Source organism: Comamonas sp. A23, assembly GCF_004522605.1.
GTDB lineage: Bacteria > Pseudomonadota > Gammaproteobacteria > Burkholderiales > Burkholderiaceae_C > Comamonas > Comamonas thiooxydans.
The window spans coordinates 1-19,852 of the sequence record NZ_RSDT01000015.1; the positions used below are offsets into that span (position 1 = coordinate 1).

Here is a 19,852-nt window from a genome sequence, read left to right on the forward strand (position 1 = left end):
GCTCTCTGGTGGTCAGCGATGCGGGGAGCAATATCGGCGACATTGTCTCCCAGGCGCGCAGCGTGGCGGACTTCATTGCCGAGATCAGCAAGGCCACGCGCGAACAAAGCGAGGAGATCAGCCAGGTAGGGAAGTCGGTGGCGGACATGGACTATCTGACGCAGCAGAACGCGCAGCTGGTGACCCAGGGGGCGCAGGCTTCCAGCAGCATGCAATGGCAGGTGAAAAATCTCGTGGAAGCGATTGGCGTGTTTCGATAGCCGACGAGTCGCAAAAGGTTGAGACGGCATGGCCGCTATCGCTGCAATGAGCGGGCTGCCGTCCTTCCTGATGAGCGAGGTGTGGACGAGCCGATCATGGCAGGCGCCTCAGCCCCAGAGCTGTGGCTTGTTCACCATCAAATAATAGGTGCCAGCCATGGCCACAAAGGCGGGGTAGCCCAGGGCCTCCCAGCGCAACTGGTATTGCCGGAAAAGCGGCGGCAGGGCCTGGCTCTGGCTATGCGCCAGGGTCGCCATCGCCGCCATGCGGATCTGCAGCCAGACCACGGGCAGCCAGCAGATGCCGGCCAGCGCATACAGGCCGAGCGAAAGCGCGAGCCAGGGAGTGGTGAGCGGCCAGCCTGCGAGATGGGCCATGGCAATGCCCGTGACCGGCTGAATGAAGACGCAGGGAGTAGTGAACCACCAGTCGGCCCGCACCACCAGGCGGCTGACCACTGCCTGGGCAGCGACCGAGCCGCTGCGGTTGGCAAAGAACATGTAGAAGGCCGAGCCGAGGCCGGTACCTACCAGCAGCACGCTGGAGAGGATGTGCAGTGTCTTGAGCAACAGATAGGTATTCATGATTCAAGCCTGTTGTACGAGTGATCTGTTTGCAGCAAGAACCACAGCATGGCGGCGATGGGCAGGTTCTTGAGCAGCGGCCCCAGAGGGTGCAGCCACAGCGTGGGTTGAAGAGCCGTGCCGATCACGGTCATGGCCGTCATCAGCAGCAGGGCGCTCAGGTAGATGGCGCGGCCTGGACGCAGCAGCAAGGCTAGACCCAGAGCCAAATCGGCCAGCAGGCCGGACCAGATGAGCAGTGCCTGCCAGCGTGTATCGCCAATGCCGCCCTGGTCCAGCAAGCGGGTTCCTTCGTGGTTGAGGCCCGAGAGTCCGAGATAGTCCAGTGCGCTGACCAGAGCCGTGCCCAGCCAGACGACGACCAGACTCGCGTGCATGAATTGGGCAGCTTGCTTCTGCGGGTTGGGTCTGCTGCTGTTTTGCAACTCAGGCATGGCGGCGGCCTTCCTTGGGCAAGGTGGCCAGCATGGCATCCGGAGCCACGGGAGCGCGCCCCAGCAGCGAGGCCAGGGTCTGAGGATCGGTAACGTTGTCGTTTTCCAGCAAGGCCATGGTTTCACTGCACCAGGGCAGGGAAGGGATCTGGTCGCCGACTCTGGCGCTGCCCTTGCTCATCCAGTCGGGCAGGGCATATACCGATGCCGGGCCGTAACCCATCTGGTTGCGCAGGCTGGCGATGAAGGCTTCTGTCGAAAGTGGCTGGGGGCCGCCGATTTCGACGATACCTTCGGAGGTGTCCGATGTCGCCATATGCGCGAGCACTTCGGCGAGGTCGCGCACGGCCACGGGCTGTATCTGGCTGCTGCGCATGAGTTCGGGCAGCAGCAGAACGGGCAGCCTGGCCAGATTCAGGAACAGCTGGCTGCTGGCTCCGTCCGCACCAAAGATGATGCTGGGTCGCACGACAACGGGATGGAGCCCGCCTTGTCTGCCCAGCGCCAGCAAATGTTCGTCGGCTGCGCGCTTGGTGCTTGCGTACTGGGTGCCGCCCTGACCCGCGCCCAGGGCCGAGACCTGCACCACGCGGCGCACGCCGGCCTGGGCACAGGCATCGAACAGCGCGATGGGAGCCAGAGAGTGCAGGGTCTGCAGATCCTGGTCGGGCTTGTCGCGCAGAGCACCGACGGCGTTGATGACGGCATCGATGCCCTGCAGATGCTCAAGCCATGCCTCGGCTGTGGTGCAGGTGCCAAAGTCCAGCGGCGGCTGGCTGTGGCGGCTGCGCACCACGGGGTCGTGGTCCAGCAGGGCCAGCGCATTCACGATATGTCGGCCCAGAAAGCCTGTGCCGCCGCAGATCAGAACTCGCATACGCTACTCCTTTGCAGTTTTCTGCCTTGACAGAATTCAGTTTGGCTTCAATCGTTGCCGCCATCCTTGCCTCGGACAAAGCGCTGGACGCTGGCGCCAAGGCGCAGGATCTTGTCCAGCGTGGCTGGAGACAGGCGCAGCATTTCGTCGGTCCAGATGCCCAGCGAATCCATGAGGCGCAGCGTCTCGTGCACGCGGTCCTGGGCATCGGGCGTTTCCTGCTCGAATTCGGGCTGGGCGATCAATTCGCGCAGCAGTGCGCTGGTGGGGTCGAACTCGCGCTGCTTGCGCTCTCGCACAATGGTGCGCAGCAGCTCCCAGACATCGGCCGAGGTCTCGAAATACTCGCGCCGGTCACCGCTCTTGCGGCTGCTGCGAATCAGGTTCCAGTTCAGCAGCTCCTTGAGGCTGTTGCTGACGTTGGAGCGTGCCGCGCCCAGGGTTTCGCAGATTTCGTCGGCATTGAGGGGACGGCCATGAAAGAACAGCAGTGCATGAATTTGTGCCACCGTGCGGTTCACGCCCCAGGCGTTGCCCATATCTCCCCAGTGATGCACAAAGCGTTCAGCGATAGGACTCAGTTGCATGAGATGAAGTGTGGTCTTGCTTGAAATTTCTGTCAATACAGAAATTTATAATCGTGCGAATGCCCGAGCGGGATCCGCAAGGTGCTTGTACAGGCTGTGCGCATAGGGGGGCATGGCGGCAAGCAATTTTCTCGCAATGAAGAAATTTCGCATCGACCCGGTCGCTGCGTCGCTACTCGTAAAATAGCCGCATTACAGGGGCATGGAGCCCCGTCAGGGAAGGGAGAGTTCATGACCGCTGCATCCGTCCTGCGTGCCGCCTTGGTTCTGTCGGCCTGTGCTTGGGCCCAGGTCGCATCGGCTGCCTGCTATTTTGTCTATGCACCCAATAACGAGCTGATCTATCGCTCCAATGTGGCGCCGGTTGACCTGTCTCTGCCCCTGCATCAGACGGTGTCGCAACTCGCCCCCGGAGCCCGCATGTTTTTCTCGCTCGACGAGTACAACTGTGCCACCGAGGTCAACCTGATCGCCGAGCGCGCCCAGATTGCTGCGGCGCGCAATAGCCGCGAGCGCAGGCTGCGTGAAGAGCAACGCTTCTGATTGCATAGCTGTCAGACAAGCTTCGGCGGCACATTGAGGCTTGATTTTGCCTTGCAGAGGGCCTATCGGCTGGGCGCGTGATATGGGCGCCCATGCAGTTTTTTGCCGTGGTCGGCTCTCGGGTATGGGGTGGCCTGAGACAATCGGGCACCATGAGTGAATCCCGCGACAACAAAATTCCCGAAAACCTGCCCGAAGTCCCGTCTGATGCCCCGGCGCTGCCCGAGGGCTGGCTGGAAGTGCTGTCCATGGACATGGATGCCCAGGGCGTAGCCCGCAAGCCCGACGGCAAGGTGGTCTTCATCGACGGCGCCCTGACCGGTGAAATCGTCAGCGCCAACACCCATCGCAAGAAGAACAACTGGGAAGCGGCCACGCTGACTGAAATCCACCGCGAGTCCTCGCAGCGTGTGACGCCCGGCTGCCCTAATTTCGGGCTGCATGCCGGCGCCTGCGGTGGCTGCAAGATGCAGCATCTGCATGTGGCGGCCCAGGTCGCCGTCAAGCAGCGTGTACTGGAAGACAACCTCTGGCATCTGGCCAAGGTCAAGCCCGAGACGCTGCTGCGCCCCATCGAAGGCCCGGCCTGGGGCTATCGCTTTCGCTCGCGCCTGTCGGTGCGCTATGTGGCCAAGAAGGGCAAGGTGCTGGTGGGCTTCCACGAGCGCAAGAGCCGCTACATCGCCGACATGGAGGTCTGCAAGATTTTGCCGCCCCATGTGGACGCAATGCTCATGCCCATGCGCGCACTGATCGCCAGTATGGATGCGCGCGAAACCTGTCCTCAGATCGAAGTGGCTTGCGGCGACCATGTCACTGCCCTGGTGCTGCGTCATCTGGAGCCTCTGTCGGATGCCGACAAGCAGCGCCTGCGCGACTTTGCTGCCGAGCAGAACGTCCAGTGGTGGCTGCAGCCCAAGGGTCCGGATACCGTGCACCTGATGGAAGAAGGCGGTACACAGCTGTCCTATGGTCTGCCGGACTTCGGCATCACCATGCCGTTCAAGCCGACCGACTTCACCCAGGTCAATCCACATATCAACCGCGTGCTGGTCACGCGCTCGCTGCGCCTGCTGGATGCTAAAAAGGACGAGCGCGTCATCGACTGGTTCTGCGGTCTTGGCAACTTCACGCTGCCCATTGCCACCATGGCGCGCGAGGTACTGGGCATTGAAGGCTCGGAAACACTCGTCAAGCGTTCGCACGAGAACTATGCGGCCAACAACGCCACCCGCAGCGAAGACGACAAGCTGGCTTCCACCAGCTTTGTGGCGCGCAATCTGTTCGAGATGACACCCGCCATGCTGATTGCCGACGGCAATTCCGACAAGTGGCTGGTCGATCCTCCGCGTGAAGGTGCGTTTGCCCTGTCCAAGGCACTTGCCGATATTCACCAGATCCGCATCGGCGCCAAGCAGACCGGCGTTGCCAGCGAAGAACAGCCCGATTTGCTGCCTCCGCTGCCCGAGGGTCAGGAAAGCTGGCAGTTCCCCAAGCGCATTGTCTATGTGAGCTGCAACCCGGCCACGCTGGCGCGTGATGCAGGCTTGCTGGTGCACCAGGCCGGCTATCGCTGTGTGGCGGCGGGTGTGGTGAACATGTTCCCGCATACGGCGCATGTGGAGTCCATGGCCGTTTTCGAGCGGGCATAAGAGAGCAAGCCCTGAACTGCGCCTGAGCGGCGCAGTTCAGCCGCCAAGCGACGTATCCAGAATCATCATCAGCACAAAGCCCAGCATGAGTCCTGTGGTGGCCCAGGCTTCATGGCCCTTGCGGTGGGATTCGGGAATGATTTCGTGGCTGATGACAAACAGCATGGCACCGGCTGCAAAGCCCAGGCCCCAGGGCAGCAGCATGGTGGAGCTGCTGACCACGATGGCGCCGATCACGGCGCCCAGAGGCTCGACCAGCCCTGTCAGCGCACCCAGCACTACCGCAAAGCCTCGGGTATAGCCGGCAGCCAGCAAAGAGGCTGCGACCACGAAACCCTCGGGTACATCCTGTATGGCAATGCCCAGCGTGAGCGAGCTTGCGCGCAGCCCGTCGTTGGCTGCATAGCCCACGCCGATGGCCAGACCTTCGGGCAGGTTGTGAAGGGTGATGGCAATCACAAACAGCCAGGTGCGTCGCAGCTGGCGGGCATGGCTGCCTTCGCGGCCTTTGATGAAGTGCTCGTGCGGCAGCAGGCGGTCCATGGCCAGCAGAGCGGCACCGCCGAGCAAAATGGCGACGCCGATCATGGCGCCGCCCAGCCATTCGCTGCTCCCGCTCGGGGTGGCGGCCCTGGCGGCTTCCAGTCCGGGCAGAATCAATGAAAAGGCGCAAGCGGCCAGCATCACTCCTGCGCCAAAGCCAAATAGAGTGTCCTGCGTGCGCTCGGATGGATGTTGGGTCAGCAGCACAGGCAGAGCGCCCAGCGCCGTTGCCAGCGCCGCCACGCTGCCGCCCAGCAGAGCATTCAGTGCTGCGGGATTGCTCTGCAGCTGTTTCCAGAGCATGGATGCCAGCACCAGAGCGCCGGCCACAGAGATCAGCAGCCCGAGTCTGGTCCTGAGCGGCAGAGGGGTATGGCTGGAAGAGGCGGTCTGCAGTCCGTCCGGGCCCATGGTTCAGCTCCTGACAGCCTGGGTGGCGGTAGCGAAGCGGCGCGCCACTTCGTTCCAGTCCACCACATTGTAGAAAGCGGCGATGTATTCGGGACGGCGGTTCTGGTATTTCAGGTAATAGGCGTGTTCCCAGACATCCAGGGTCAGGATTGGTGTGTTGCCGCTGCCAATGCCAGGCATCAGAGGGCTGTCCTGATTGGCGCTGCTCTCCACATGCAGCTTGCCGCTGTAGTCCACGCTGAGCCAGGCCCAGCCGCTGCCGAAGCGACTGATGGCGGCCTTGGTGAACTCGGTCTTGAAGTTCTCGAAGCTGCCCAGGTCCCTGTCAATGGCTGCCGCAAGAGCGCCCTGCGGCAGGCCGCCCCCTTTGGGAGACATGACTTGCCAGAACAAGCTGTGATTGGCATGGCCGCCGCCATTGTTGCGCACGGCCTGGCGCAGCGGCTGAGGCAGCGATTCGATCTTGACGAGCAGATCGTTCAGCGGCCATTGCGCGTACTCGCTGCCTTCGAGTGCCGCGTTGAGGTTGTTGACGTAGGTCTGGTGGTGCCTGGAGTAGTGAATCTCCATGGTTTGCGCATCGATATGCGGCTCCAGCGCTGCGTAGTCGTAGGCCAGTGGGGGCAGGGTGTAGCTCATGAGTAAAAGCCTTGGCAGTGAGAGAAGGGAGTCAGTGCAGTGATGAATGCGCGGACTCGAAGCTGGCAAGGCGAGAGTGCCTGTTGCTGGCGAGGTGGACGGGGGCTGGGGCACAGGCACCGGAGGAGGTATGGGGCTGTGCTCCCGCATGCTCAGCCTGCGCGGCCAGGAGCTGCGGCAGATGACGGTATATCGCCAGACTCAGGGACTGGCTGGTGGAGTCCTGCTGCAGCAATGGCATCAGGGCTTGTTGCGCCTCATGCAGGCATTCAAATGCAGCGCCCGCCCGGTCCGCTTCGACGAGAGCATCTGCCAGATTCAGGTGGGCAACGACATAAGCGGCGATACGGTCATCGTCGGCAATATCGCCGGACTCCGCGACCAGCAACTGCAAGCCTAGCTGTTGTGCATGTCTATAGTGTTCAAGTGCTGAGAGATGGCGATGCTCCAGCGTTGCAGCCAGTGCTGTGCGGGTCTGCTGCTTCCAGGCAGACAGCAAATCTGCAGCCCAGGTTTTTCCTGTGCCGTGGCTCATGGAGCACCCTCAATGCAGGCTTGGGCAGCAACGACCTTTCCGTTCTCTCCCGATGGGTGAATGCGAACCACCCGCAAGGCGGTCGGCTGATCCACCAGCAGGCAGGTCTTGCCGGTGCGCTTGCAGTGATCCTTCACACGCCAGTAGGCTCCGTCGCTGATGCAACCTGTCTGGCAAATCACCAGGTCGGCGGCGTGCAGGCTGTCTTCCAGTAGCTGCTGCTCGGACAAGGCCTGGGTGTCGGCATCCTCAACCAAAGGCCAGTCGATGCCGGACACTGTCTGTTCAGCTGTGGGTTGAGGTGTTTCCCGCAGCAGATCCAGTGCCATCGCCTGGGCCAGGGCGTGGCGCTGCTCACGCTCCCAGGCAAGAGCGCTGTCGCGGACAATGACCTTGGCCCTGAGCTGTACGAGCTGCTGCCGGAGTGCTTCGACTTCCCGTGCCAGCGACTGCATCTGTGCCGTGCAGCGGGTCTGCACTTCCGTATAGGTCAGCATGAGGGCCTCATGCTCAAGGCGTATTTGGTTGAAGTCATCATCTGGCACGGCAGTCTTGTCCCCATGGTTGAGAGCACAACAGAACTTGTCGCTGGGATGCGCGTATGTGCGGCTAAGAATGGAATCAATAGTCAATGAATATAAATGAGAATTGTTTGTATTCAAAGTCCATAAAGGAAATATGACATCAGAGGTGCTTGCCGTGAGAGATGTCGAACATGAAAAAAGCCGTAGCAGTGTTGCTACGGCCTGTGGGGGCGTTGGCTGGCACTGGCCCGGAACTCATGATCCGGGCCTGGCACAAGCGATTTCAGCTGCGGTTGCGACTGGCGCTGTTTTCGGGCTCCGCAGTGCTGCGTTTTTCTGCTGCGCTCTGACCCAGTACGGAAGGTACGCCTTCGATCTTGTTGGAGCGCATGTATTCATCCATGTCCTTCCAGCCCGCAAACACAAGCGCCTTGGGCGCCTTGGGGTTGAGGACGTAGCAATCCTCCAGCCCGCGCATGGCATGCCGACAGGCACCACCAATGGCCTTGGCTTCGGACTCGCGCGCCACGGTGCGTGGGTCTGGACCCAGGCCCGGAATGTCTTCAATCTTGCAGCCTGCCAGTACCAGAGGCAGCAGGGCAATGGCAAGTGCGCGGGGAAGGTGGTTTGGCTTCATCTTGTCTGCTTATCGGCAGCGGCAGTCGGAAATTTAGGCCATGACTGAAATATCCATCAATGCGATGACCGCGCTTGACGTCAAGGTTACCGGAAACAAAAAGGAGTGCGCAAGGCACTCCTTTCTGCTTGGGTGGTGGCGAGGTTTAGTCGCGGTCGCCGCCCATGATACCCAGCAGGGCCAGCAGGCTCTGGAACACGTTGAACAGGTCCAGATACAGGGCCAGGGTGGCACTGATGTAGTTGGTTTCGCCGCCGTCGATGATCTGCTTGAGGTCATACAGCATGTAGGCGGAGAAGATACCGATGGCCAGCATGGAGATGGCCATCATGCCTGCCGTGGAACCCACGAAGACATTGATGATGGCGCCTACCATCAGCACCAGAGCACCCACGAACAGGAACTTGCCCATGCCCGACAGGTCGCGCTTGATCACGGTGGCCAGCATGGCCATCACGAAGAACACACCAGCGGTGCCGGCAAAGGCGGTCATGATCAGCTGGGTGCCGTTGGAGAAGCCCAGAATCATGCCGATCAGGCGCGATAGCATCAGGCCCATGAAGAAGGTGAAGGCCAGCAGCACGGGCACGCCAGCGGCGCTGTGCTTGGTCTTTTCGATCGCGAACATGAAGCCGAAGGCGCCGACCATGAACACGATCAGGCCCACGCCGCCCGTCAGCGCGCGAGTCATGCCAGTGGCTACGCCCAGCCAAGCGCCCAGCACGGTGGGGATCAGGCTGAGTGCCAGCAGCCAGTAGGTATTGCGCAAGACACGGTTGCGCTCTTGCTGCGAGACACCGTAGCCCGCAGAGCCCAGTGTGGTGACTTGTTCGTTCATGTAGCCATTCCTCCTTCAGGAATTGTGTGTTGAAACATTGTCATTCTAGGTGGGGGTCTTGAGAAGCCTTTGCAATACCCCGTTGCAATGCGGCAGTTTTAGGATGGAATGTTTTTCACATCGCATCTACTTTTGCCTGCAAAGTACAGAATATGCTTGCTGCATTGACAATCCAACGGAGCTTTTTATCTTATGAAGACCAAGCACGAACTCGAACTGGCCGATGTGAAAGCCATCGCTGCGGCTGCCGAAGCTGAAGCACTGAAGAACAACTGGCCCGTGACGATCTCCATCGTGGACGACGGCGGCCATCTGCTGCTGTTGCAGCGTATGGATGGTGCTGCTCCCATCTCTTCGCATATCGCCCCCGCCAAGGCACGCTCTGCAGCCGTGGGCCGCAAGGACACCAAGGCTTTTGAAGACATGATCAACAATGGCCGTACCGCTTTCCTGAGCGCTCCGTTTGTGGACGGTCTGCTCGAAGGTGGCGTGGCCATCGTCAAGGACGGTCAGGTGCTGGGCGCTGTGGGTGTCTCGGGTGTGAAGGCCAACGAAGACGCACAGGTTGCCAAGGCCGGCATCGCAGCCCTGGGCCTGTAATGGCTTGATTTCTGCCGCTGCAGCGGCAGAGTCCAAAACAAAACCCCTGCCGCTTGATGCGCGCAGGGGTTTTGTTTTGGCGGGTTGCGAATGAGGAAAAAACGCGTGGCTATGTGAAGCGTAAGCACAAGAGAGGGCAGGTGCTCTACAACGACTATGGCTGGCGAATCGACACTTGCAGTGTCGCCCCACGATGAAACGGTTTATTTGGTCAGAATGAGCTTGCCCAGCTTGGTGGCCTGCAGGCGATAAGGAGTGCCGTTGTGCAGGATGGTGACTGCCTTCTGGCCGTTGAGCAGCAGGGCGCTGTCCAGGCCCAGGCTGGAGCCGGAAGCGGCTGAGGGGGTTGCAGCAGCCATGGAGGGGGTGCTACGGTTGTTGGGCTGTGAGGTCGCAACAAGCGGTGCAGACATGCCGTGATTCCTTAAGATCAAAAACTGGTGTAATGATAACAATTCTCAATTGAAAAGCAAGTGATACTTAATCTCATTCGCAAAAAACTGCCATTTATTTTTCATGTGGAATCTGTCCCGCCGCATCTGAGGACTTGTGCCTGCGGTCCATCAGCAGTTTGTGCCTGTGCCGGGCGGCTTGAGTGCTGTTTTGATGCAGGTTCCACAATAAAAAAACGGCCCTTGAGGGCCGTTTTTTGCAAGCATGGGCTTATTTGGATGGGTCGGTCACAAAGCCGATTTTCTTGACGCCAGCGCGCTGGGCGGAGGCCATGGCCTGGGCCACGCGCTCGTAGCGCACTTCCTTGTCGCCGCGGATATGCAGGTCGGGCTGGGGCTCCTTGACTGCCTCGGCCTGAAGATTGGTATCCAGTTGCTCGTCGCTGATTTCCTGACCGTTCCAGGAGTATTTGCCGTCGGCCGTGATGCCCAGCTGCACGGTGGCAGGCTTGGTGTCCTCGGGCTGGTTGGTGGCGCGGGGCAGGTCCACGTTGACCGAGTGCTTCATCACGGGCACGGTGATGATGAAGATGATGAGCAGCACCAACATGACGTCCACCAGGGGGGTCATATTGATCTCGTTCATCACATCATCGCTGTCCCCATCGTCCATGGTTCCGAATGACATGGCTTAGGCGCCTTTCTTCAGGGGCAGCACATTGCCAGAGACCTGGCCGTCCACGGAAACGCGGGCACCGGTCACGAAGTAGGCGTGCACGTCGTGGGCGAAGCTGTTGAGGGCGTTCAAAATGCCCTTGTTGCCACGTACCAGAGCGTTATAGCCCAGCACGGCGGGGATGGCGACGGCCAGACCCAGAGCGGTCATGATCAGCGCTTCGCCGATGGGGCCGGCCACCTTGTCGATGGATGACTGGCCGGACATGCCGATGGCCACCAGAGCGTGGTAGATGCCCCAGACGGTGCCGAACAGGCCGATGAAGGGGGCGGTCGAGCCCACGGAGGCCAGAATGGCCAGGCCGGATTGCAGGCGGGCCGTGAATTCGTTGATGCCGTTGCGCAGGCAGCGGGTCACCCAGTCGCTGATGTCCAGCGTGTCATGCAGATGGACGCTGGTCTTGCGGTGGTGGGCGGAGGCTTCACGGCCTTCGAGCACCATGAAGCGGAAGGGGTTCTGCTTGTCGTCACCCAGCTTTTCCAGGCCGGTGGCCAGATCGGGGCTGTGCCAGAAGTCCTGCGCCTGGGTGGCGAACTTCTTGAATTTCACAATATCCAGCGCCTTGAGAATGATGACCAGCCAAGAGGCCACCGACATGACCAGCAAGATGATGGCCACGCCTTTGGTCACGAAGTCGCCCTGTGTCCAGACGTGGGCAATGCCGAATTGGGATTCCATGGGTACTCCTGAGAACTGCAGATTTATTTGAGAACAAAGTTGATGGGCACGATGTGCCACATGGGTTCGGCCACGCCGTTGCGCTTGCCGGGGACAAACTTCCACTGGCGCACGGTGTTGACGGCGGCGTCATCCAGGCGTTCAAAGCCGCTGGACTGCTTGATTTCGATTTTCTCGGGCTGGCCCTGCTCGTTGATATAGACGCGCAGCAGCACCTTGCCTTGTTCCCCCATGCGCTTGCTGACCGAAGGATAAGCGGGAGCGGGGTTGTTCAGATAGGCCGCATTGCTCGATGGCTGCTCGATCTTGGGCGGAGCTGGTGGTGCGGGAGGCGCAGGCGGAGCCGGAGGTGCCGGGGGCGCGGGTGGCGCCGGTGGTGTCTTGTCCGGTTTGCTGTCGCTGTCCTCCAATGCCCCCTGAGGTGCAGCCGGTGCCGGTGTCGGGTCCTTGATGGCCTTGGGCAGCGGAGTCTTCTTGACCTCGGGCTTGGGCTGCGGTTTGGTCTCGGGCTTGGGCGCTGGCGCCGGAGGCTTGGGTGGAGGGGGAGGGGCCGGCGGGGCAGGTTCGGCAGCCGGCGGTGCCACAAACTGGGCAATCACGCTGGCGGGAATCACTATCTCTGGCGGCTTTTGCTGTGCCAGGCCATGCTGCATGGCCCACAGGGCGGCAGCGTGCACGACAACCACAGCACCAGCAACTGCCATATTGCGGCTCGGGCCGCTGGCAGGTGCAAATCGATCAGACTGGGACATAAGAACGAGAAGAGCAACCAGCGCAGGCTGGGATCAGAAAGGAAAAGCGCTGGTCAACCGGCAATAGCAGGCACAGGAAGCAGGGCACGCAGACAGGATCGCATCATTCACGCAGGATCCACCAGGTGCATACCATCACGAGAATCAGACTGCCAAAGACGGCTGAGAGGACGGAGAGGTGGGCCATGCTTTGCTTTCCAGAATGTTGGTGGCAAGCTGAACCGTCTGCACCGACGCGCAGGATTGCGCTTCGTTGTGGATGGCCGCGATCGGATGGCTTGCACTGCACTGGGCGACGACATCGCGTGCGCAGCCTTCGCAGCGCCCGCATTGTGTGGCAACACCCAATTCAAACTGGATTTCGTCAAAGCTCATCCCCGCATGCGCGTGGCGTGCTATTTCTCGGTCAGAAACCCGGCGGCATACACAGACGATCATGGCTACAGGCAGTTGTTGCTGGCTATTGATGTAATAGGCGGAGTATAAATGAGAATCCATCGCATTTGCAATGCATGCCGCCAAATTACGCACAATCAGCAAGTGGTTAAGAGCCGGGCCCCGATCTGATCGAGGCTGGCGCAGCCGGTCTGGGCCATGGCCAACTCCAGCTCGACGCGCAGCAAATACAGCATATGGGCCACCCCCACCATACCGGCCACCGCCAGGGCATGCATCTGCGGCCGGCCCAGCAGCACGGCGCTGGCACCCAGGGCGATGGCTTTGAGCACATCGGTGCCCTGGCGCACGCCGCCATCCATCAGCAGCGGGATATGGGCAGGCGTGGCCGCGCGAATGGCAGGCAGCACTTCGAGGGCGGAGACGGCGGTGTCCAGCACGCGCCCGCCATGGTTGGAGACCACGATGGCATCGGCCCCCAGCTCCACGACTTGCGCGACGGCACGGGCCGAGAGCAGGCCTTTGACGATCAGCGGCAACCGGGTTTGCTGACGCAGCCAGACCAGGTCGTCCCAGGTGGGCGCGCCTCGGGCCAGCTCGCTGCCGAACAGAATGTGCTCGCTCATCAGATCGCCGGTCTGCCGTTGCTGGGGAATGCCACGCAGATTGACGGCCTCCACGCCTGGCGGCAGCGGGTAGCTGGAGCGCTTGATATGGGCGTCCACCGTCCAGACCAGGGCCTGATAACCGGCATCTTCGGCGCGGCGAATCAGCTGCAGCGTGTGCTCGCGCGTTGGCTGCTGGTAGAGCTGGAACCACAGCGGGCCGCTGCGCCCCAGCTCCTGCGCTGCAGCTTGCGCGGCCTGGGCGATTTCCTCCAGCGTGCAGCTGGATAGGGTGCTGACCACCATGCCGGTGCGCATGGCCATGGCCGCGCGCACTGTGGCGAGCTCGCCTTCGGGGTGCGCCAGCCGCTGGTAGGCGACCGGTGCCAGCAACAACGGCCAGTCCAGACTCTGACCCAGAAGGCTTTGCCGCGTATGCGCGGAGGACAGATCGGCGAGCGGCTCAGGACAGAGACGGATACGGTCGAAGGCCTGGCGGTTGTGGGCCAGAGTCAGACCCTGGTCCGCACCGCTTTCCAGGTGGGCCCAGGCCTGAGCCTCCATATGCTCGCGGGCCAGCCGGGCGTAGTCCGCCAGGGAACCTATCTGCGCGGAAATCTGCGTCAGTGGCGGTTTGACGGGCTGGCCTGCGGCATTCAAAGGTTCAACAGTCATAAATCAAGCCGGTTGGATTGGGATGAGGCAGCAAGGCAGGCATGGCTCGGTGGGGAGGGGGCAGCCAGCAAAGGCAGCCCCAGCAAAGGCTGCCGTCCTCCTTGGGGGGCGGCAAAGCCGCTCAGGAAGCTAGCTTTCGGACCACATGCGCAAGAGATTGTGATAGGTGCCCGAGAGGGCGGCGATGCGCGGATGCTCGGGCTGCTCCTGGGTGAGTTGCTGAATGCTCTGGTCCAGATCAAACAGCAGACGGCGCTGCTCTGCCGACTTGACCAGACTGTGCGTCCAGAAGAACGAGGCATAGCGTGTGCCGTGCGTCACGGGGTTGACTCGGTGCAAGCTGGTGCCGGGGTAGATGATGGCATCGCCGGCCGCGAACTTCACGCTTTGCTGGCCGAAAGTGTCTTCCACCATCAGCTCGCCGCCTTCGTATTCGTCGGGGTCGCTGAAGAACACCGTGGTGGAGACATCGGTTCTGACCTTGATGGCCGTGCCCGGAATGGTGAAGAAGGCGTTGTCGATATGGTTGCCATAAGTGCCTCCACCCTCATAGCGATTGAAGCGCGGCGGCAGGACCTTGAGCGGCAGGGCTGCCGACATGAACAGCGGGTTGCGGCCCAGCCGGTCCAGGATCAGATCGCCTATCTGCTGGCCGGTCTTGCTGTCCAGCGGCAGTTGCAGATTGCTCTTGACCTGAGCGGCCACGTGGCCGGCCGTGGTCTTTCCGTCCTGCCAGCTGGCGGCTTCCAGAGCCTGACGGCAGTGGCGTACTTCATCGGGAGTGAGCAGGCAGGGGATGCGTAGCAACATGGCAGGAGTGAGGCGATATCTATCTGTTGATGATCCGGGTTACATCATTAACCATAGCTGGTAGCGCTTGATGACTATAGATTTCAATGACTTATTGGCTTGAAAACATTTGTGGACAGGCGCTATAAGCTATGGTTTTGATGGCAAAAATCAGGCTTTGCGAGCGGCAATGCGCTTGACCCGCCAAGTGTGCATGTAAAAAGCCCCGCTGGCATCAGAGGCCTGCGGGGCTTTGGGGCATGGTTTGCAGCCAGGCTGCGCCAGATCAAGCGCAGGCAGGACAGCCATTGCACCTGTCAGTACATGAATTAGTACGTGAACTTGAGCGAGGCCACGGCCGAGCGGCCAGCGCCCATATTGGCGTAATGAGGCGAGCGCACGCCGGTGTAGTACACCTTGTTGCCCAGGTTGTAGACGTTCAGCTGGAAGCTCAGGTTCTTGTCGATCTGGTAGGCCATCATCGCGTCGTAACGGGCATAGCCGGAAGCGCCCTTGGTCACGATGCCCCCCTTGCCTTGAATGTAGCTGGCAGCAACGTCGCTCTGAGCATAGATACCCAGGCCCAAGGTCAGCTTGGCCATGGGCTTGTAGCTGGTCCACAGGCTGAAGCTGTGCTTGGGCGTGTTGTAGAAGGGCAGGCCATTGCGAACATCGTCCTTGCCCATGTTCTTGAATTCGCTATCCATAAAGGTATAGCCGCCGAACACGCTCAGATTGGACAGGATCTGGCCGGTAAAGCCCAGTTCGATGCCATTGACTTCCTTGTTGCCGCCCATGTACGTGCCGGTTGCATCGCTGATGCGCACATTGGTCACTTCATTGCGGAAGACTGCGGCAGTCAGGTTCAGCTTTTTGTCCAGCAGGTCCCACTTGGTGCCCAGCTCGATGGACTTGGTCTTTTCCGGCTTCAGGCTGATCAGCGCATCGGTGGTCGTGGTCAGGTCCTCGCTGCCGTTGCCCAGAGTCGAGCCACCGGGGCGCGAAGAGGTGCCGATGTTGGCGTAGATGCTGCCATTGGATGCGGGCTTGTAGACCACACCCAGCTGGTAGTTGAACATCGTATCGCTGCGGCTCAGGTCATACGCCGGGTAGGCGCTGGCGCCACGGCCGCCGGCGGGGCCGGAAGCGTTGAGCTTGTAGTGGTCCACGCGCAGACCTGCATTCACCAGCCACTGCTCGTTGAGCTTCAGAGTATCAAAGCCGTAGACGGCAATGGTGTCGATTTTGTTGACGGTGGATTGCGCAGGCAGTGACCAGGCAAAGTTCCAGGGGGCATTGGCACCGCTGGGGTTGCTCAAAGTGGTGCACCAAGGATCGGAAACACCTGTGCAGGTGCCGCCGCTCTGGATGGCGCCCGAGCTGCCGTCAGCCTTTTCCTTGGACAGTTCCAGACCGAAGGCATAGCTGTGGCCGATGGAGCCGGTCTGTTCCTTGCCGGTAAATTCGGTCACGTTCTGCAGTGTGGTGGTGTCATAGACGCGGTAGTTGCCGCGGCGCCAGACATAGCCATTTATGGCATTGCCCTTGGAGTCGTCGGGCTGGGTCCAGACGTAGTCCTGCTTGGTCTTGCTATAGCGCAGGCTGTTGCGGATCTTGTTGGTGTCGGTGAACTTGTGGGTGACCGAAGCGGTGAACAGATCGCTCTTTTCCTTCTCGAAATCACGGTTGTGCAGGCCGTACCAGTTGGCGCGGTCGTTGCCATAGGTGGGACGCACGGTGCTGCCGCCGGGCAGGGTGGCCATGGCGGCATTGCTGTACAGATAAGGCACGCCGCCGTCGGGGGTGTTGTCGGTCTGCAGATGCTGCCAGGACAGCGTCACTTCGGTGGCTGTGCCCATGCCGAAGGTCACGGTGGGGGCAATGCCCCAGCGCTTGTTGTCAGGACCGTTGCGGCCGGGAACGTCGGCACTGTGGCCCATGGCGTTCAGGCGAATGCCGGTGGTCTCGTTGATCTTGCGGTTGATGTCCAGCGTGCCGCGCAGATAGTTGTCGGTGCCCAGGCCCACGTCGCCGGAGATGAAGTTCTCGTTCTTGGCCTTCTTGGTGGAGATATTGATGGAGCCGCCTGCACCACCGCGACCAGCATAGGCCGAGTCGGCGCCCTTGATGACTTCCACGGCTTCGACGTTGAACAGCTCGCGGGTGCCGGAGGCGATGTCACGCATGCCGTCCACAAAGGTGCTGGACTGGGCGTCCATGCCGCGAATGAAAGGCTGGTCGCCAGTGGGGTTGCCTCCTTCGCCGTTGCCGAAGGTGATGCCGGGGGTGGAACGCAGGGCATCTTGCAGGCTGGTGGCGCCGGTCTGCTTGATGATCTCTTCATTGATGACCTGAACGGTCTTGGGTGTGTCCAGCAAAGGGGCGGTGAACTTGCCTTGAGGGCTGGCTTCGGTTTTGAAGCTGGCGTCGGCAGAGGCTTCCACATTCACGGTGGACAAGGTGGTTTCCTGCTGAGCCATCGCGCTGGCGCCAATCAGGCACAGGCCTGCGGCAATCACGATTTGCTTGAGCTCGCAGCGCAAGCCGTTGGAGTCGGTCGGGGTCAGATGGTTGTTGGACATGCTTTTGATGAAGAGTCGATTTTTTGAAAAAGCGTGCGGATTCTAGGTGATATTGATAATAATTCTCGATACCATTCAATAATGAGTATCGGCAATCTACGTTTTGTTGCAGTGAGGCAACAGATTCGTGAGCGGAGGGCGTGCAGCGGATCGCCGGAATCGGTCGAGCCACGGGTTTGCTGAGCTGGCAAAAGCCCTGGGCGCGAGGGCGCTTTGTTTACGTCAAGTAAAGTAAATAAAAGTGAGATGCATTTAGAATTTGCGCAACTAGAATGCCGCCTTGCTGCGCAAGCAAGGACTGGCCTTGTGGCGCTATGTCCCAAAGGTCGGCTCGGCCCGGTCCGGCGGCAACGCAATCCCAGAAAGTTCTGAATGACCGCGGCTTCCTCCAACGCCCCGCAGCGGGCGTACTGGCTCAAAAAATTACATGAGTGGCACTGGATCAGCTCCGCCATCTGCCTGATCGGCATGCTGCTGTTTGCCGTGACGGGATTCACCTTGAATCACGCCGGGCAGATCGAGTCCAAGCCCAAGGTCGAATCGCGTGATGCGCAACTGCCTCGGGATTTGCTCGAAAAACTGCAGCAAGCCCAGAAGCAGGGCGTGGAAGCGGCGGACAAGAATGCCGTGGGCTTGCCTGCCGAGGTGGATGGCTGGCTGGCTCAGCAGATCAAGGTCAGTGCCAAGGGGTTTGCCGTGGAGTGGAGCGAAGACGAGGCCTATGTGCCCATGCCGCGCCCGGGCGGCGATGCCTGGCTGCGTGTGGACCTGAAGGAGGGCTCGGTGGAGTACGAGAAAACCGACCGGGGCTGGATCTCCTACCTCAACGACTTGCACAAGGGGCGCAATACGGGCGGAGCCTGGAGCCTGTTCATAGACGTCTTTGCGATTGGCTGCCTGGTGTTCTGCATCACGGGTCTGCTGATCCTGAAGATGCATGCGCAGCGCCGCCCCATGACCTGGCCCATGGTGGGCCTGGGTCTGGTGTTGCCCGCCTTGCTGGTGTTGCTGCTCGTGCATTGAGCCCAAGAATTTTGTGAAGGAAGAAAAATGGCGAAGCGGATTTTCAAGACCACGGTGGCGCTGAGCGCCGTGGTGGGCCTGCCGGCAATCGCGGGCGGGATGAATGTGGCGGTGACCGTGCCCCAGTTGCAGGTGGCCGAATACCACAAGCCCTATGTCGCCGTGTGGCTGGAAAAGGCCGACGGCGGTGTGGCTGCCAATCTGTCCGTCTGGTATGACGTGAAGATGAAGAATGCCGAGGGTACCAAGTGGCTCAAGGACATGCGCCAGTGGTGGCGTCGTACCGGCCGCGAGCTGAGCTTTCCCATCGATGGTGTGACCCAGCCGACCAAGCCCGTGGGCACCCATGCGCTGTCTTTTGCCGAAGGCAAGAACCCGCTGCCTCTGCTGGCTCCCGGCCAGTACAAGCTGATGGTGGAAGCTGCGCGTGAAGTCGGTGGCCGCGAACTGGTGTCCATTCCCTTCGAGTGGCCCGTCAAGCAGGCCACCAGCCTGAGCGCCAATGGCAGCACCGAGCTGGGCGCGATCAAGCTGGAATTGAAGCCTTGATCTTGATTCTCACCCCCTGAGCGGCCTCGCCGCTTCCCCCTCTCTCGCTTCGCGGGAGGGGGACGACACCCTCGGTGCGGGGCGGCCCTTCCTTGGTGTCTCTTGTCTGCGTAGCGCCAGTTTTAGGGTGTTGCTTAGCCGGCACACCTCTCTCTTTTGATTTGTCACCCTTTCTGTTTTCAAGGACCTGATATGAAGTTCCAAACTCGTGCCATCGTCGCTGCAACTCTGGCTCTGGCTGCCCTGGGCGCCCAGGCGCATGATCTGTGGTTCAAGCCTTCCAGCACCGTGCTGTCCAAGTCCGACTGGGTGACGGTGGATGCGGCCGTGTCCAACGATGTGTTCTTCTTCAACCACCGTCCGCTGGGTCTGGAAGCCGTCAAGGTGACCGCACCCGATGGTGCAGCCGTGGAAATGAAGAATGTCGCCAAGGGCGAGTTGCGCAGCATGTTCGACTTCAAGCCAGAAAAGACCGGTACCTACCGCGTCACCATGCTGATGACCGGCGTGATGGGTGGCTACAAGGATGCCAACGGCCAGCCCAAGCGCCTGCGCGGTTCGGTGGAAGAAGTGCTCAAGCAGATTCCTGCCGATGCCAAGGAAGTGCGCGTGACCGAGAATCTGCGCCGCATGGAAACCTTTGTGTCTCTGGGCAAGCCCTCGGCGCTGGCGCTGACCGGCAAGGGTCTGGAGCTCAAGCCCGTGACTCACCCCAATGACCTGGTGGCCAGCGAAGAGGCGACTTTCGAATTCCATCTTGACGGCAAGCCCGCTGCGGATCTGGAGCTGGAGCTGGTGGCCGACGGTATTCGCTATCGCGACGGTGTGGACGCCATGAAGCTCAAGACCGATGCCAAGGGTCAGGTCAAGATCAAGTTCCCCCGTGCAGGTCTGTTCTGGCTGAATGCCGATGCCACGGACAAGAAGACCAGCATTGCCAAGGCAACGGAGCGCCGCCTGGGCTATATCGCGACTCTGGAAGTCCTGCCTTAAGCGTTGGCGCTTGATGG

The 19,852-nt window shown here is 60.8% G+C and carries 24 protein-coding genes and 1 pseudogene; 8 read left to right on the top strand and 17 right to left on the bottom strand.

Annotated features, from left to right (window positions below; translation table 11 throughout):
* Nucleotides 1-260, top strand: a pseudogene (locus tag EIC84_RS23265) (hypothetical protein); the annotation flags it as partial.
* A 108-nt stretch (nucleotides 261-368) separates the two neighbouring features.
* On the opposite strand, the gene EIC84_RS23270 reads toward EIC84_RS23265, so the two are convergent.
* Genes EIC84_RS23270 through EIC84_RS23285 form a run of 4 tightly spaced genes read right to left on the bottom strand, consistent with a single transcriptional unit; the run spans nucleotide 369 to nucleotide 2,743 of the window.
* A complete protein-coding gene (locus EIC84_RS23270; protein WP_003064146.1) occupies nucleotides 369-845 on the bottom strand; it encodes a DUF2269 domain-containing protein in 477 nt (158 codons plus the stop codon).
* On the bottom strand, nucleotides 842-1,279 hold the full coding sequence (locus EIC84_RS23275; RefSeq protein ID WP_003064143.1) for a DoxX-like family protein: 438 nt from the start codon (nucleotides 1,277-1,279) through the stop codon (nucleotides 842-844). Before EIC84_RS23275 ends, EIC84_RS23270 begins: the two co-directional genes overlap by 4 nt.
* Nucleotides 1,272-2,156, bottom strand: coding sequence for an NAD-dependent epimerase/dehydratase family protein (locus EIC84_RS23280; protein WP_003064140.1), 885 nt, complete (start codon nucleotides 2,154-2,156; stop codon nucleotides 1,272-1,274). Before EIC84_RS23280 ends, EIC84_RS23275 begins: the two co-directional genes overlap by 8 nt.
* 47 nt (nucleotides 2,157-2,203) lie before the next feature.
* Nucleotides 2,204-2,743 (bottom strand): GbsR/MarR family transcriptional regulator, encoded by a 540-nt coding sequence (locus EIC84_RS23285; protein WP_012838998.1) that lies wholly within the window; start codon nucleotides 2,741-2,743, stop codon nucleotides 2,204-2,206.
* Between the two features lie 231 nt (nucleotides 2,744-2,974).
* Between EIC84_RS23285 and EIC84_RS23290 the strand changes: the two genes are divergently transcribed.
* Both EIC84_RS23290 and rlmD read left to right on the top strand, forming a co-directional pair.
* On the top strand, nucleotides 2,975-3,286 hold the full coding sequence (locus tag EIC84_RS23290) for a hypothetical protein (RefSeq protein ID WP_003064135.1): 312 nt from the start codon (nucleotides 2,975-2,977) through the stop codon (nucleotides 3,284-3,286).
* Between the two features lie 152 nt (nucleotides 3,287-3,438).
* A complete protein-coding gene (gene rlmD / locus EIC84_RS23295; RefSeq protein ID WP_003064132.1) occupies nucleotides 3,439-4,938 on the top strand; it encodes a 23S rRNA (uracil(1939)-C(5))-methyltransferase RlmD in 1,500 nt (499 codons plus the stop codon).
* Between the two features lie 36 nt (nucleotides 4,939-4,974).
* Here rlmD and EIC84_RS23300 read toward each other — a convergent pair whose 3' ends face one another.
* Nucleotides 4,975-5,892: a ZIP family metal transporter gene (locus tag EIC84_RS23300; protein ID WP_003064130.1), complete on the bottom strand. Its 918-nt coding sequence runs from the start codon at nucleotides 5,890-5,892 to the stop codon at nucleotides 4,975-4,977.
* A gap of 3 nt (nucleotides 5,893-5,895) precedes the next feature.
* Entirely contained in the window at nucleotides 5,896-6,531 is a 636-nt protein-coding gene (locus EIC84_RS23305; protein WP_003064128.1) for a superoxide dismutase, read from the bottom strand.
* Nucleotides 6,532-6,577: 46 nt separating this feature from the next.
* On the opposite strand from EIC84_RS23305, the gene EIC84_RS26090 reads away from it, so the two are divergent.
* A complete protein-coding gene (locus tag EIC84_RS26090) occupies nucleotides 6,578-6,931 on the top strand; it encodes a hypothetical protein (protein ID WP_160162807.1) in 354 nt (117 codons plus the stop codon).
* A gap of 131 nt (nucleotides 6,932-7,062) precedes the next feature.
* On the opposite strand, the gene EIC84_RS23315 is transcribed toward EIC84_RS26090, so the two are convergent.
* From EIC84_RS23315 to EIC84_RS23325, 3 genes are all read right to left on the bottom strand, one after another.
* Entirely contained in the window at nucleotides 7,063-7,563 is a 501-nt protein-coding gene (locus EIC84_RS23315) for a DUF2325 domain-containing protein (protein ID WP_003064122.1), read from the bottom strand.
* 310 nt (nucleotides 7,564-7,873) lie between these two features.
* Nucleotides 7,874-8,227: a hypothetical protein gene (locus tag EIC84_RS23320; RefSeq protein ID WP_003064119.1), complete on the bottom strand. Its 354-nt coding sequence runs from the start codon at nucleotides 8,225-8,227 to the stop codon at nucleotides 7,874-7,876.
* Between the two features lie 145 nt (nucleotides 8,228-8,372).
* Nucleotides 8,373-9,065, bottom strand: coding sequence for a Bax inhibitor-1/YccA family protein (locus EIC84_RS23325; protein WP_003053535.1), 693 nt, complete (start codon nucleotides 9,063-9,065; stop codon nucleotides 8,373-8,375).
* 192 nt (nucleotides 9,066-9,257) lie between these two features.
* Here EIC84_RS23325 and EIC84_RS23330 point away from each other — a divergent pair, with 192 nt between their 5' ends.
* Nucleotides 9,258-9,665 carry a heme-binding protein gene (locus EIC84_RS23330; protein ID WP_003053536.1) on the top strand — a complete coding sequence of 136 codons (408 nt, stop codon included), beginning with the start codon at nucleotides 9,258-9,260 and terminating at the stop codon, nucleotides 9,663-9,665.
* Nucleotides 9,666-9,868: 203 nt separating this feature from the next.
* Here the strand turns inward: EIC84_RS23330 and hemP are convergent, their stop codons facing one another.
* The 8 genes from hemP to EIC84_RS23370 form a co-directional block, all read right to left on the bottom strand.
* A complete protein-coding gene (hemP, locus tag EIC84_RS23335; RefSeq protein WP_003069932.1) occupies nucleotides 9,869-10,078 on the bottom strand; it encodes a hemin uptake protein HemP in 210 nt (69 codons plus the stop codon).
* Between the two features lie 250 nt (nucleotides 10,079-10,328).
* On the bottom strand, nucleotides 10,329-10,745 hold the full coding sequence (locus EIC84_RS23340; protein WP_003069934.1) for a biopolymer transporter ExbD: 417 nt from the start codon (nucleotides 10,743-10,745) through the stop codon (nucleotides 10,329-10,331).
* 3 nt (nucleotides 10,746-10,748) lie between these two features.
* Nucleotides 10,749-11,471, bottom strand: a complete 723-nt coding sequence (locus EIC84_RS23345; protein WP_003069935.1) for a MotA/TolQ/ExbB proton channel family protein — start codon at nucleotides 11,469-11,471, stop codon at nucleotides 10,749-10,751.
* A 23-nt stretch (nucleotides 11,472-11,494) separates the two neighbouring features.
* The gene (locus EIC84_RS23350) at nucleotides 11,495-12,223 is read right to left on the bottom strand and encodes an energy transducer TonB (protein ID WP_012838990.1); all 729 of its coding nucleotides are present in this window, start codon (nucleotides 12,221-12,223) and stop codon (nucleotides 11,495-11,497) included.
* A gap of 144 nt (nucleotides 12,224-12,367) precedes the next feature.
* Complete coding sequence (locus EIC84_RS23355) at nucleotides 12,368-12,661, bottom strand: bacterioferritin-associated ferredoxin (RefSeq protein WP_034358951.1); 294 nt, start codon at nucleotides 12,659-12,661, stop codon at nucleotides 12,368-12,370.
* Between the two features lie 95 nt (nucleotides 12,662-12,756).
* Nucleotides 12,757-13,884 carry an alpha-hydroxy acid oxidase gene (locus EIC84_RS23360; protein ID WP_003069944.1) on the bottom strand — a complete coding sequence of 376 codons (1,128 nt, stop codon included), beginning with the start codon at nucleotides 13,882-13,884 and terminating at the stop codon, nucleotides 12,757-12,759.
* Between the two features lie 144 nt (nucleotides 13,885-14,028).
* On the bottom strand, nucleotides 14,029-14,709 hold the full coding sequence (locus EIC84_RS23365) for a Fe2+-dependent dioxygenase (RefSeq protein WP_003069946.1): 681 nt from the start codon (nucleotides 14,707-14,709) through the stop codon (nucleotides 14,029-14,031).
* A 308-nt stretch (nucleotides 14,710-15,017) separates the two neighbouring features.
* A complete protein-coding gene (locus tag EIC84_RS23370) occupies nucleotides 15,018-17,270 on the bottom strand; it encodes a TonB-dependent siderophore receptor (RefSeq protein ID WP_003069948.1) in 2,253 nt (750 codons plus the stop codon).
* A 372-nt stretch (nucleotides 17,271-17,642) separates the two neighbouring features.
* Between EIC84_RS23370 and EIC84_RS23375 the strand changes: the two genes are divergently transcribed.
* The 3 genes from EIC84_RS23375 (at nucleotide 17,643) to EIC84_RS23385 (ending at nucleotide 19,835) form a co-directional block, all read left to right on the top strand.
* Nucleotides 17,643-18,293 (top strand): PepSY-associated TM helix domain-containing protein, encoded by a 651-nt coding sequence (locus tag EIC84_RS23375; protein WP_003069950.1) that lies wholly within the window; start codon nucleotides 17,643-17,645, stop codon nucleotides 18,291-18,293.
* Between the two features lie 27 nt (nucleotides 18,294-18,320).
* Nucleotides 18,321-18,842 carry a DUF2271 domain-containing protein gene (locus EIC84_RS23380; protein WP_003069953.1) on the top strand — a complete coding sequence of 174 codons (522 nt, stop codon included), beginning with the start codon at nucleotides 18,321-18,323 and terminating at the stop codon, nucleotides 18,840-18,842.
* 192 nt (nucleotides 18,843-19,034) lie between these two features.
* Nucleotides 19,035-19,835: a DUF4198 domain-containing protein gene (locus EIC84_RS23385; RefSeq protein ID WP_003069955.1), complete on the top strand. Its 801-nt coding sequence runs from the start codon at nucleotides 19,035-19,037 to the stop codon at nucleotides 19,833-19,835.
* Nucleotides 19,836-19,852: the final 17 nt, after the last annotated feature.